The 13,674-nt window shown below is 51.3% G+C and carries 11 protein-coding genes; 10 read left to right on the top strand and 1 reads right to left on the bottom strand.

Features of this window, described 5'->3' with window-relative positions; all coding sequences use genetic code 11:
* Positions 1-157: 157 nt before the first annotated feature.
* The 10 genes from U6B65_09080 to U6B65_09035 all read left to right on the top strand — a co-directional run bounded on the left by U6B65_09080 (position 158) and on the right by U6B65_09035 (position 13,013).
* The gene (locus tag U6B65_09080; GenBank protein ID WRS26496.1) at positions 158-1,609 is read left to right on the top strand and encodes an FGGY family carbohydrate kinase; all 1,452 of its coding nucleotides are present in this window, start codon (positions 158-160) and stop codon (positions 1,607-1,609) included.
* 52 nt (positions 1,610-1,661) lie between these two features.
* Positions 1,662-2,720 carry a DnaD domain protein gene (locus tag U6B65_09075; GenBank protein ID WRS26495.1) on the top strand — a complete coding sequence of 353 codons (1,059 nt, stop codon included), beginning with the start codon at positions 1,662-1,664 and terminating at the stop codon, positions 2,718-2,720.
* Positions 2,721-2,911: 191 nt separating this feature from the next.
* Entirely contained in the window at positions 2,912-3,937 is a 1,026-nt protein-coding gene (locus tag U6B65_09070) for an ATP-binding protein (GenBank protein ID WRS26494.1), read from the top strand.
* A 339-nt stretch (positions 3,938-4,276) separates the two neighbouring features.
* Positions 4,277-6,490 carry a formate C-acetyltransferase gene (pflB, locus tag U6B65_09065; protein WRS26493.1) on the top strand — a complete coding sequence of 738 codons (2,214 nt, stop codon included), beginning with the start codon at positions 4,277-4,279 and terminating at the stop codon, positions 6,488-6,490.
* Positions 6,491-7,171: 681 nt separating this feature from the next.
* Positions 7,172-7,918 carry a pyruvate formate-lyase-activating protein gene (gene pflA, locus U6B65_09060; protein ID WRS26492.1) on the top strand — a complete coding sequence of 249 codons (747 nt, stop codon included), beginning with the start codon at positions 7,172-7,174 and terminating at the stop codon, positions 7,916-7,918.
* A 238-nt stretch (positions 7,919-8,156) separates the two neighbouring features.
* The gene (locus tag U6B65_09055) at positions 8,157-8,771 is read left to right on the top strand and encodes a helix-turn-helix domain-containing protein (GenBank protein WRS26491.1); all 615 of its coding nucleotides are present in this window, start codon (positions 8,157-8,159) and stop codon (positions 8,769-8,771) included.
* A gap of 201 nt (positions 8,772-8,972) precedes the next feature.
* Complete coding sequence (locus tag U6B65_09050; GenBank protein ID WRS26490.1) at positions 8,973-9,782, top strand: transketolase; 810 nt, start codon at positions 8,973-8,975, stop codon at positions 9,780-9,782.
* Positions 9,783-9,798: 16 nt separating this feature from the next.
* Positions 9,799-10,716: a transketolase C-terminal domain-containing protein gene (locus U6B65_09045; protein ID WRS26489.1), complete on the top strand. Its 918-nt coding sequence runs from the start codon at positions 9,799-9,801 to the stop codon at positions 10,714-10,716.
* Positions 10,717-10,934: 218 nt separating this feature from the next.
* The gene (locus U6B65_09040) at positions 10,935-11,495 is read left to right on the top strand and encodes a YdeI/OmpD-associated family protein (GenBank protein WRS26488.1); all 561 of its coding nucleotides are present in this window, start codon (positions 10,935-10,937) and stop codon (positions 11,493-11,495) included.
* 258 nt (positions 11,496-11,753) lie between these two features.
* Complete coding sequence (locus U6B65_09035; GenBank protein WRS26487.1) at positions 11,754-13,013, top strand: competence/damage-inducible protein A; 1,260 nt, start codon at positions 11,754-11,756, stop codon at positions 13,011-13,013.
* Between the two features lie 79 nt (positions 13,014-13,092).
* On the opposite strand, the gene U6B65_09030 is transcribed toward U6B65_09035, so the two are convergent.
* On the bottom strand, positions 13,093-13,557 hold the full coding sequence (locus U6B65_09030) for a nucleoside deaminase (GenBank protein ID WRS26486.1): 465 nt from the start codon (positions 13,555-13,557) through the stop codon (positions 13,093-13,095).
* Positions 13,558-13,674: the final 117 nt, after the last annotated feature.

Raw genomic sequence — 13,674 nt, 5'->3', positions numbered from 1 at the left:
GCACGCTCTATGGAACCGGTCTTTAGAGCCGGTTCCTTTTTTATCCGGCAAAGAGCCCCAAGAGCCTTGCTTCTCTTGATTCCGTAAAAGAAATGCGATATACTTAACTTTGTCCGTGGTACATGCATAACAAAAGTGAAGAATCGGGGGAGCTGTCTTGGAAGGGTATCTTGGGATTGACATTGGAACCACCAACTGTAAGGTGGGTTTGTTTGATGAAACGGGCGCAACGCTGACTGTAGAATCGTGCCCCTCGCCGGTAAAGGAGCGCATCTATTATGATATGGAGGCCATTTGGGCCTCGGTCATGCAGATGCTGAAAAATATTACTTCCCGGTATCCGGGGCTGGTTGTTAAATCCATCGGAATCACCGGTATGGCCGAGGGCGGCTTGCTGGTTGATCCTGCTTCCGGGCAGGATTTGTGCGATATGATGCCTTGGTATTTTGCGGCGGCTATCCCTGTATACGATTCAATGCGGGATGAGATCGATGATGAAGAACGCTTTTATATAACCGGCCTGCACAATTACCACAAATATTCCTTCTACAAGCTGATGTATCTCCAAAAGGTCAAGGGGATGAATCTGCAGGGAACCAAATGGCTTTCACCTCCCGATTATATCTGCTACCGGCTCACCGGTGAATTCCTCACCGATTATACCTTGGCTCTGCGCACCTACTGCTTTAACATCAATACCCTTGAATACGATCAGGCCTTTATGGAAAAAATGGGCCTTCCGACGGATATTTTCGCCCGTGCCAAAAATGCCTCGTCCCCTTCGGATGTCATGGTCAAGCAGGATATTATGGAGACTGTGGGTCTTTCCGGCAGTATTCCTGTCAATGTGAGCGGCCATGACCATTGGTGCTCCGCTGTGGCGGTGGGCGCTGTGCATGAGGAGGATATTTTTGCCTCTATGGGTACCGCTCAGGCCATTTTGGGCAACTTTAAATCCCGCCCCCTTACCCGGCAGGATTACGAGCGGGGCTTTTCCTTCGGCCTGCATGTGCTGGAGGACCGCATGACGTGGCTGGGTTCGGTTCAGGCCTCCGGCGGCTCTATGGAGTGGATTCGGGAAATTCTCGATCTCAAGGATCGGGATAAGGATTATTCCATTATGATGGGTCTTATGGAAGAATATGCGGATGAACCTTCTGGGATTTTGTATTATCCCTATCTGGTGGGCAGAGGCGCTCCCCGGTTGGATGGAAGCTATAAAGGCTCCTTTATCGGTTTGGAGCGGGGCGCAACCCGGGGCCGTATGCTCAAAGCGGTTATGGAGGGTATCGCCTATGAAACCCGATATGTTCTGGAAGCCGTGGAAGGTGGGCCGGGCAACAACTTCATGATGGTGGGCGGGGGCACCCGCAATAAAGTGCTGATGCACAGTATGAGCGATATCACCGGCATTGCCATCACCATTCCTGAAATTCAAGAGACCACCTGCCTTGGAGCGGCGCTGGTTGGTGCGGGCAAAGATATGAAGGCAAGCTTCTCCAAGACCCGTATAGAACCCGATGCCGGTCGGCATCCGCTTTATGACCCTATGTATCAAAAATATCTGGAACTGGGCCGCATTTTGGATGCGGCAGGCTGGCATATATAGCCTGTCTGCTCCCCGATGCCGGACCCGCTGAAAACAGAAGGGAGCAAGACAAATGAAATATTCACTGGAGGGCGGGATTTGGAGCAGTGTGTTTGCTGTTCCCACCGAGCTTGTGGATAAGCACCTCAAGCTGTGCGGCCGGGATTCTCTCAAGGTTCTGCTGGTTTTGCTGCGTCATGGCGGGCAGATTGAGGATGAGCAGATTGCCTCTTTGCTGAATATTTCTCTGACCGATGTGCAGGATGCCTTTCATTACTGGGTGCAGCTTGGCTTCGTTCAGCGTGGGGAGGAACCATTGGCTGAAAAGCCACAGCCACAGCAGGCCGAACCCCAGCCCGCTGGGCAGGAGGGCTCCCCCGTTACACGGCTGGTTCCGCCTCCCCAAGAGGATAGCCAGCAGGTGGTGCGCCTGACCCGGGCACGCCCCAAGCTAACCACCCGGGATATTACCCAGATGGCGGCCAGCGACCAGAACATTGTTTATCTTTTGCAGGAAAGTCAAGGCGTGCTGGGCAAGCCCCTGACCGCTCAGGCCACCGAGGTCATTGTCTCCCTTTACAGTTACTATGGCATGGCTCCCGACCTGATTCTGATGCTGGTGCATTATTGTGTCACCGATGGGCGGGATTCTGTACATAACATTGAGCGGCAGGCCGCTCGGTGGATGGAAAAAGGGGTGGACACCCACGAAAAGGCGGAAAAGGAAATTCTTCGCTGTGCACAGCGCCGCAATATTTATGGGCAGGTTCAGGCCTTGCTGGGCATCAATGACCGGCGGCTGATTTCTAAAGAGAAGCGCTTTATCAATGCGTGGACTGAGGAATACGGCCAAAGCCCCGATTTGATCGGTATGGCTTATGAACGCTGTGTGGAAGCCATTGGTAAGCTTTCCTTCGATTATATGGGCGGCATCCTCAAAAGCTGGAAGCAGAGCGGCATCACTACCCCCCAGCAGGCGGCCCAAGAGGCCAGACCCGAAAGTGCTAAAGGCAAGGTTCCGGGCAGCAAAGAGAAGCCTTCCAGCTCCTACAGTATGGATGAACTGGAACGGATGGTCACCTATGGCCCTGTCGGGGGGGCTTCGCCCCATTCGTCAGGCAAAGGCTTGTAAAACTTTTTGCCTCTGTTCACGATGGCTGAGGTATCGCCCATTTGTTGGGGGTTTCGCCCCATTCGTCAGGCAAAGGCTTGTAGAACTTTTTGCCTCTGTTCACGACGGCGGGGGGCGTTGCAATAAGATTAGGTCAAGCTCATTGAAGCCGTTACAGCCATAAGCCCAAAACCCGAAATGGAGGTGAAGTCTTGGGATTTTCCAGAGAGGCATACAGTCAGGCGTGGGAAACGCTGGATCGCCGCCGGCAGGAGAGCCAGGAGGAAAGCCGGCGCCGCCGGGCGGAAATATATGCAAAGCTCCCCGCTGTGGAGGGGATCGAAAAAGAGCTTTCCGGAACAGGGCTGCGCCTTGCACGGCTGATTCTTTCCAAACCCGAAAGGGCGCAGGAACTGGTGGAGCGCCTGAAGGAAGAAAACCAGCGCCTTCAGCGCCGCAGGGGAGCCTTGTTGGAATCGGCGGGGTATCCGCCTGATTATCTCCAAGAGCTTCACTATTGCCCGGATTGCCTTGACCGGGGCTACATTGGCCCACACCGGTGCCGATGTATGGAGCAGCTGCTGCGCCGATCGGCTTTTCGCAGCCTTTCGGAGAAAGCACCGGTGGAAAAATTTCGTTTCGATAATTTCTCGGTGGATTTATATCCAAATGAGCCCATCGATAACACCGGAATTATCCCTCGCAGGCGTATGGGGGAGATACTGACCCTCTGCAAAGGCTTTGTAAAGGATTTTTCAAAATCCTCGCCCAGTCTTTTGCTGCTGGGGCCCACCGGGTTGGGAAAAACACATCTTTCACTGGCAATTGCCGGAGGGATAGCGGAAAAAGGCTTCGGCGTGGTGTATATCTCGGTGCAGAAGCTGATGGATAAGCTGGAAGCCGAACGTTTCTCCCGAGATGGGGATACCCGGGATCAGTATACCGATACCATTCAGTCGCTGTTGGATTGTGAACTGCTGATTCTGGATGATCTGGGGGCAGAGTTTATCACCCAGTTCACCAACTCGGTGCTTTATAATGTAATCAACAGTCGGGGGATGGAGGATAAGCCCACCATCATCAGCACCAATCTGGAGCTGAGTGCCATTGAAACCCGATACACCCAGCGTATCTTATCCCGGCTTGTCTGTGGCTATACAGTTCTAAAATTTGCTGGCAAGGATATCCGTTTTGTGCAGAAATCCGGCAGCCAAAATACCAACAAATCCAATTGTTAAAAATTCTTCAATACCCGGAGACGCATTTTGCGTCCGGGTATTTTTTCTGCCCGAAGGAAAAGTTTTTTTACCATATAAGCGGAGCATACTAAAACAACGCGGTTTGAATGCCGGCCTTCAAATTGAACAAGCAGCTGGAAAAATGCTTATTTAAAGCAGAAAATTTTTTCCTGATGATTATGCGAAATAGCCGAGTAAAATGGTGTGTTTTGACTATATTTGTAATTACATATGGTTGACATACACAAGATTTAGTATTATAATCGAAATATAGACTATATATAGATATTTCAATTTGTTGCACTTGACTAATTTCTTAAAATGAGAGGAGCAAAACCTATGAAAAATCAACAGGCCCCCTGGAAGAAGGAAATCGACGTCCGCAGTTTTATTGTGGATAGTTATACCCCATACGATGGGGATGACAGCTTTTTGACTTCACCCACCCAGACCACGCTGAAGCTGTGGGATCAAGTGGTAGAGCTGATGCACAAAGAGCGGGAAAAGGGTGGAGTTCTTTCCATTGATGCCGATGTAATCTCCGGTATCGATGCCTATGCTCCCGGTTACATTGATCAAAAGCTGGAATCCATTGTGGGGCTTCAGACTTCCGCCCCGCTGGAAAGAGCCATTATGCCTTTTGGCGGCATCCGTATGGTCGAAACCTCCCTCCAAGCCTACAACACCCCCATGAATCCGAAGGTAGCTGAGGTTTTCAAATACCGCAAAACTCACAACGACGGCGTATTCGATGCTTATACCGACGACATGAAAAAAGCTCGCCATTCTCACATCATCACCGGCCTGCCCGATGCCTATGGCCGCGGCCGCATCATCGGCGACTATCGCCGGGTTGCCCTGTATGGCCTCAGCCGCCTGATCGAAGAAAAATCCAAAGCCAAAAAGCAGCTTGACCGGGATGTAATGGACGAAACCACCATTCTTGCTCGTGAAGAAATTTCCGAGCAGATTCGCTCCCTGAAAAAGCTGGGCAAAATGGCTGAAAGCTATGGCTTTGATATCACCGTTCCCGCCAGCGATACCAAAGAGGCAATTCAGTGGCTGTATTTTGCCTATCTGGGTGCTGTTAAGGAGCAGAACGGTGCCGCTATGTCTTTGGGCCGTGTCTCCACTTTCTTGGATGTTTATGCTCAAAAGGATCTGGCCGAAGGCCGCTACACCGAAGATCAGATTCAGGAGTTTGTGGATCATTTTGTCATGAAGTTGCGTATGGTCCGCTTCCTGCGCACCCCTGCCTACGATGAGCTGTTCTCCGGTGACCCCACATGGGTAACCGAGGCACTGGGCGGTGTGGGCTTGGATGGCCGCCACATGGTCACCAAAATGACCTACCGCTTCCTGCATACTCTCACCAATCTGGGGCCTGCTCCCGAGCCCAACATGACCGTTCTTTGGAGTGAGAACCTGCCCCAGAACTTCAAGAGCTTCTGCGCCCGCCTTTCCATTGAAACTTCTTCCATCCAGTATGAAAACGATGATATCATGCGGGAGAAATGGGGAGACGACTATGGCATTGCCTGCTGCGTTTCCGCTATGCGCATCGGCAAGCAGATGCAGTTCTTCGGAGCCAGAGCCAATCTGGCCAAGGCTCTTCTCTATGCCATCAACGGCGGCAAGGATGAGCTGACCGGCGAGCAGATCGGGCCTGAGTTTGCACCCATTACCACTGAGTATTTGGATTATGATGAAGTCTCCCGCAAATTCGATACGGTTTGCGATTGGCTGGCGCGCCTCTATATGAACACCCTCAACGTGATTCACTATATGCACGATAAATACTGCTACGAGAGCTTGGAAATGGCTCTTCACGATCAGACCATTCTGCGCACACAGGCTGCCGGCGTGGCCGGACTCTCTGTGGTAGCAGACAGCCTTTCTGCCATTAAGCATGCCAAGGTTAAGGTGATCCGCAACGAGCAGGGTCTGGCTGTGGATTATCACGTAGAGGGTGCATACCCCGCCTATGGTAACAACGACAGCCGGGTGGATGATATCGCTGCTGATATCGTCAAGAGCTTTATGAACAAGCTGCGCCAGCACCCCACCTATCGTGGCGCTATGCACACCCTTTCTGTTCTTACCATTACCTCAAACGTAGTATATGGCAAGCACACCGGCTCCACTCCCGATGGCCGCAAATACGGCGAGCCTTTTGCTCCCGGTGCCAACCCCGGCCACGGCAGAGACAGCAACGGTGCACTGGCTTCCATGAAGTCGGTTGCCAAGCTGCCTTATGAGTATGCACAGGACGGTATCTCCTACACCTTCTCTATTATTCCCGATGCCTTGGGCAAAACACTGGAGGAGCGGAAGGCCAACCTTTCTTCTTTGATGGATGGCTACTTTGCAGAACACGCCCACCACATGAATGTCAATGTGTTGCAGCGTGAGGTTCTGCTGGATGCCATGGATCATCCCGAGAAATACCCGCAGCTGACCATTCGTGTTTCCGGCTACGCTGTTAACTTCGTCAAGCTGACCCGTGAGCAGCAGATGGATGTTCTCAACCGCACCTTCCACCACAAATTCTAGGGGCGTTGCCCCTTCCTTCGGGCTTAGGCTGGTGGGAATCATAGGCTCACCACCCGATGATGTCGGTTTAGTGTTGTTGGGAACGGGGATTTCACCCCTTGCTTCGGGCCTAGGCTGGTAGGAATCATAGGCTCACCACCCGATGATGTCGGTTTAGTGTTGTTGGGAACGGGGATTTCACCCCTTCCTTCGGGCTTAGGCTGGTGGGAATCATAGGCTCACCACCCGATGATGTCGGTTTAGTGTTGTTAGGAACAGGGGTTTCACCCCTTGCTTCGGGCAACAGCAGGAGGACTTTATCTCCCTTTCCACTCGATGGCGAAACCCTTGCCATTGAGAAGGAAGTCAGGGCACCACCCAAACCTGCGCCCGACAAAAGAGACGAAGTCTCCCTTCCCACTCGATGGCGAAACCCTTGCCATTGAGAAGGAAGTCAGGGTACCAGCCAAACCTGCGCCCGACAAAAGAGACGAAGTCTCCCTTCCCACTCGATGGCGAAACCCTTGCCATTGAGAAGGAAGTCAGGGCATCCGCCAAGCCTATGCGCGACGAAAAAGATGAAGCCTTTGCCATCGTGAAGGAAGGTAGAGTATCACCCAAACCTGCGCCCGACAAAAGAGACGAAGTCTCCTCGACGAAAGAGGCGAAGCCTTAAATTCATTGCAAAGGATATGACTTGTTATGCCCCCTGATATAGACTCCCCTATTTATGGACGCATCCATTCCTACGAGACACTGGGAACAGTGGATGGGCCGGGTCTTCGATTTGTCCTGTTTTTACAGGGATGCAGCCTGCGCTGCCTTTATTGCCATAACCCCGATACATGGAGCAGTGTGGGCGGCAGGCGCATCAGCTCGGCGGAAATGGAATCCATTATTCTGGAGTATAAGGGCTTTATTCGCACCGGCGGTGTAACCCTTTCCGGCGGGGAACCGCTGCTGCAGCCGGCCTTCTGTGCCGATTTGATCCGCCGCCTGAAAAAGCACGGCATCCACACAGCGTTGGATACCAGCGGTGCCCTTCCGGTTAAAAGCTGTCTGGAGGCACTGGAGCTGGCGGATATGCTTCTGCTGGATATCAAAGCGCTGGATGAAGGCCTTGCCACCGAGCTGACCGGTGTGGGCACTGCCCGTGCGCTGGAAACGCTGGATTGGTGTGAACAGGTGGGGAAGCCGGTCTGGATACGCCATGTACTGCTGCCTGGCTATACACTGGATACAGAGCTGCTGGAGGATATGGCTGCCTTTTTATCCACTTATACCTGCATAGAGCGGGTGGATTTGCTTCCCTTTCATAAAATGGGGGAATACAAGTGGGAAACTCTTGGTCTGCTGTATAAGCTGACCGACACACCCACCCCTGAGCGGGAGCAGGTGGAGGCGGCCAAGGGTATTTTTCGCCGGCATGGCTTGTATATCCCGGTTTAGGTTACGGGTAGATTGAATCATAGGCTGCACTCTCGGGGTAAATGCGGGAGTGCGGCCTTTTTTGTCGGGGTCATCCCGAAAAAGTATGGATGGTCTTCAAAAGAAGCGATGGACAAATATAAAAATATTGATTATAGTAGAATTCAGATCAAACAGAACATATGTGGTAGTGTAGACTCTTATTTTCAATTTTTAAACAACAAACATTATGTGGCATTGGTTGGGAGATGGTGACAACATGGCAAATTGTATCAAGGAACTGCGGACAGCGGCTAATATAAGCCAAATAGATCTGGCTAATTATTTGAATGTATCGCAGGGAACACTTTCTAATTGGGAGCGCGGCCTTTCAGACCCGGATCGCCGGGCGGTTCTTAAGCTGGCACAAAAGTTTGATGTGAGCTGGGAACAGATTTTATGCATTACGATGCCCTTGCCGCCACCGCCCCGTGAGGATGGTGACACGCTGATCAGCCAGCGAATTACCCAGGCAAGAGAGGCGGCAGGCATGAGCTCCACTCAGCTGGCCTATGCAGCGGCCATTGACAGCCGCACTATGCAGCGCTATGAATCGGGGGAGGCATTGCCAAGATACAGCCTGCTGGTAGATGTTGCCAGAGCACTTGGAACCACCACCGATTACCTGTTGGGGAACGATCGGCCTGCTGACTATATGGTGGAGCTTCCTGAAGGCGGCAACAAATACGATGAACGGCCTGGGGCAGGCCCTTCCCCCCGGGAAGCACTGCGCATTGGGGTATCCGATATTTTAAAGCGCCCTGCCAGTGACGATGATCTGGAGCTGGTTGAGCAGCTTTTGTATGCGGTTGAAAAAAGACTGATTATGGGATAAATTCTCGTGTTTAAAGGGCTTTTTTGTAGAATGACCGACTGATGAGCTGCTTTTGGTGTATATTCTATAAATTTACTCAAACCATCTTGAAAAGATAGTCAAGACAGGGTATTATGTTAGAGGACAACTTAGGATCATGGGGCGTTTCACCCCACAATATCTACATTGGCAAACCCTACAGTATAGAACAGGAGGAAGACAATGCAAACAAATCTGAACGAAAAGGCAAAAGAAATCCGGCGGCTGACTCTGGAATGTATCGGCAGCCTGGGCAGCGGCCATGTGGGTGGTTCTCTTTCACTCGGCGATCTGCTGGCTGTTTTGTACCACGATAAGATGAATATCGATCCCACCAACCCTAAAATGGAGGGCCGTGACCGTTTGGTGTGCTCCAAGGGTCATGCCGGTCCTGCTATCTATGCTGCTTTGGCAAGTAAGGGATTTATCCCTGTTGAACAACTTAAAACCCTCAATAAGCTGGGAACTGATCTCCCCAGCCATTGCGATATGAACAAAACCAGGGGTATCGATATGACTACCGGTTCCTTGGGTCAGGGGTTGTCTTTGGCTGTGGGTGCTGCTCTGGGTTCCAAAATTTCTAAGGATAATGCAACCATTTACTGCATCATCGGCGATGGTGAAAGCCAGGAAGGCCAGATCTGGGAGGCTGCCATGTATGCCGCTCATGCTAAGGTTGATAACCTGATCACCTTTACTGATTTCAACAACCTGCAAATCGATGGCAGCATCGACGAAGTCAACGGCCTTGAGAAGCTGGATGAAAAATGGCTGGCTTTCGGCTGGGATGTTCAGCGCATCAACGGCCACGATGTAGATGCCATTGCCGCTGCTATTGATAAGGCTAAGGCCGTTAAGGGCAAGCCCGCTATGATTATCCTGGAAACCACCAAGGGTAAGGGTGTTCCCTTTATTGAAGAGAAGAAGGCTGGCTGCCATCATATGCCTTTATCCGGCGATGATCTGGCTAAGGCTTTAGAAGCATTGGCATAAGGAGGGAGAACTAATAATGGAAATGCGTCAGGTATACGGTTCCGAAATGGAAAAAATTATGTCTCAAAACCCCAAGGTCTGCACCATCGACGCCGACCTTGCCCGTGCCAATGGCACTTGGGATCTTCGCAATAAATTCCCCGACAGAGCTCTGGATGTGGGTATTGCCGAGCCGAACATGGCCGGTGTGGCTGCGGGTCTTTCCTCTTATGGATTCATTCCCTTTATCTCCACCTTCGCCAGCTTTGCCGCCAGAAAAATTGCCGACCAGATTTATGTTTCTATGGCTTATGCCAAGCAGAACGTAAAGGTTGTTGGTACTGACCCTGGTATCTCCGCTGAGCTCAACGGCGGCACTCATATGCCTTTTGAGGATATTGGCACTCTGCGCAGCATCCCCACTTTGGTTATCTATGAGCCCGCTGATAATGAGCAGCTCCGTCAGGCTCTGCCCCAGATCGTGGATCATTATGGCCCGGTTTACATCCGTATGAACCGCAAAGTGGTTCCCGATGTATTTGGCCCTGACTATAAGTTTGACCTGTTCAAAGCCGATGTTATTTCTGAAGGCAGCGATGTTTCTCTGCTTTGCACCGGTGTTCTCGTTTCTGAGGCCATCAAAGCAGCCGCTATCCTGAAAGAAAAAGGCATCAGCGCTGAGGTTATCAACGTTCACACCATCAAGCCTCTGGATGAGGAAACCGTTCTGGCTTCTGCCAAGAAGACCAACCATGTTGTGACCTGTGAGAACCACAATGTCATTGGTGGTTTGTATTCCGCTGTTGCCGAGCTTCTCTCTGAGAAGTATCCCTGCAAGATGGGCAAAATCGGCGCTTATGACCGTTTCGGCGAAGTCGGTGTATACCCTGAGCTGATCAAGCACTTCCACATGACCGCTGACGACATTGTCGCCAAGGTTCTGGAAGGCCGGTAACTTTTATAAAATAGTCTCCGCCGTGGCGGGGATCAGTTGAATTAGCAGGCACCGATATCACCTATTCAGGTGGTATCGGTGTTTTCTATACTGGAAAAAATAACCGTTCTCTTTATGGGAAAAGATGCGGAAAGGCTTTTGCTGTTTACTTCTGGACATGCCTGCTGAATCTATGCTATCATTGATATATTCAACATGCTGAAAAGGGGTAACTGTTTATGAATAAAATGATACTGTTCCCTGATAGAGGGGCTTTTCGTGAATGGCTCAAACAACATGGAGAAAGCAGCGATGGAATTTGGCTGCTGTTTGGCAAGAAGGGTGGGCCGGTAACGCTCAAAGCCAACGAGGCGCTGGAAGAGGCCCTGTGCTTTGGCTGGATAGACGGACAAATGCAGAGCATGGATGAAACGCAGTATAAGAAATATTTCGCTCGCCGCACACCCAATAGCAAATGGTCGGAGAAAAACAAAGCGTTGGCTGAAACCCTTGAAAAGCAGGGGCGAATGACCGACTGGGGCAGAAAGAAAATAGAAGAAGCAAAGAAGAATGGTCAGTGGAATGCCACAAAGTCACTGAGCATTACGGATGAACAAATAGAACAGCTATCGGAGTTGTTGAAAGCATACGAGCCGGCTTATACGAATTTTCAGGCCATGTCTCCATCGGTGAAAAAAACATATACCCGAGCTTATTTTGATGCCAAGACAGATCCTGGCCGGCAGAGCCGCTTGTCATGGATGGTTGAGCGCCTCAATAAAAACCTAAAGCCAATGTGAAAAACCGGGTATTTCATGGCTGTTTAATGTGAGGGTTTCAAGGGCAGGGACGGAGATTTCGTTCGTGTCCTATTTTGTATAAAAAATCTTGTTTATAGAGGTAAAAAATAGTATCATATAAAAGTGAGCCGAAAATTCGGTGACTATACCGGAGGAATACGGTAAAAATACCCTGTGGATTGCTTTTGACTATACAGCAGGCTCTTTCTCAAAAAAGTACTCTTGGCCTGCCATTTTCATCCAAAGGAGCAAAAATGTATGAATGTTGAAATCCTGTGCGTGGGCACAGAAATTCTTTTGGGGGATATCGTCAACACCAATGCGGCGTATCTTTCCAAAGAGCTGGCCCTTTGCGGCTTTAACTGCTATTACCAGACCGTTGTGGGTGATAATCCCCAGCGCCTCAAGGAGGTTCTGGCTCTGAGCCTTTCCCGCTCGGATATGGTGATCATGACCGGCGGCCTTGGCCCTACCTACGATGATTTGACCAAAGAAACAGTAGCCGAGTTTTTTGGCCGGGAAATGGAGCTGCATGAGCCTTCCCTCAAATCGATGACCTGCTTTTTTCACAAGGTCGGCCGCCCCATGACCGATAACAACAAAAAGCAGGCTTATATGCCCAAGGGCGCCGTTGTGTTCCCCAACGAGGCAGGCACTGCCCCTGGATTGGCTGTAGAGGGCCAGCTGGAAGGCAGTGAAAAGATTGCCATTATGCTCCCCGGCCCGCCTCGGGAAATGACCTCCATGTTCCAGAGTCAGGTTTTGCCCTATTTGCAGAAAAAAGCCAAGACAACATTGGTTTCCCATACGGTCCATATGTTTGGCATTGGTGAATCCGCTATGGAGGAACGCCTGCGGGAAACCATGGTCAACAACACCAATCCCACGGCCGCTCCCTATGCTAAGGAAGGGGAGGTGCTGGTTCGGGTTACCGCCAGCGGAGCCAATTTCGAGGAGGCCAACCGTCTTGCACAGCCTATGATTGAGGAAATCTGCGGCGTATTCCCGGAGTATGTTTACGGTGTGGATGTGCAGACCCTGCAAAATGCGCTGGTTCAGCGCTTAATGGAAAAGAAGCTCACGGTGGCAACAGCTGAAAGCTGCACCGGTGGCTGGGTCTCCAAGCGGATTACAGAGGTCAGCGGAAGCTCGCAGGTTTTTGGCTGCGGCATCTGCGCCTATGAAAATGCCATTAAGGAAAAGGTGCTGGGTGTCAGCGCTCAAGCCTTGGCTGACCATGGCGCTGTTTCACAGGAGACAGCCCTTGAGATGGCCAGAGGGGTTCGGGCTCTTGCCGGTGCGGATATCGGCCTTTCCACCACCGGTGTTGCCGGGCCGGAGGGCGGTACCGAGGAAAAACCCGTGGGCCTTGTTTACATTGCAGTTTCCTGCGATAAGCTGGAAACGGTGGTGGAGCTGCGCCTGAGCCGTGGCTATAAGCAGGAGCGGGAGATTATCCGCAATCTGGCTTCATCCAATGTTTTGCATCTGGGCTGGAAGGCCGCAGGGCTCTATTAGAACGAATAAAATCAAATAAAAGGACCCGCCTGTGGGAGAAGTTGTTCCCTCTACTAGGCGGGGCTTTGCTTTTGTAAGATCATTTACGCAGTTGAGCGAAAAAAGTATCCATAAGCTGTTGGCAAGGTTCCTCCAGCACACCACCATAAACCTCCGGCCGATGATTGAAGGGAAGCTCCGCTAAATTCACCAGCGAGCCCATACAGCCGGTTTGCAGGTTGTAAGCACCGAAAATTACCCGCTCCAGCTGGGCATTCAGGATAGCACCGGCACACATGGGGCAGGGCTCCAGTGTTACATACAGGCGGCAATTGCGAAGCCGCCAGCTTCCCAGCTTTTCACAGGCAGTTTGAATGGCCAAAAGCTCTGCGTGAGCCACAGCGGATTGATCGGTTTCCCGCCGGTTATAGCCGGTGGCGATGACCTCTCCATTTTGCACGATAACCGCTCCCACCGGGATTTCTCCCAGAGAAAGGGCACGCTTAGCCTGCTCCAAAGCCAGTGTCATAAAGCGATGATTGGGTGTAGCCTTGGGGTCAAACATCCTGTCTGCCTCCCGTTTAAATAATGTCCACTGAACAAATGCGTTTTGCGAAGCGCATTTGCAGACAGAGCGACTTTTGCTCTGTCTGACGGCAAAATAGGCCTATTTTGCCGTTTC

The sequence above is a fragment of the Oscillospiraceae bacterium MB08-C2-2 genome (assembly GCA_035621215.1).
Classification (GTDB): Bacteria; Bacillota; Clostridia; order Oscillospirales; family Ruminococcaceae; genus WRAV01.
This window is presented reverse-complemented; position numbering and strand designations above follow the sequence as displayed.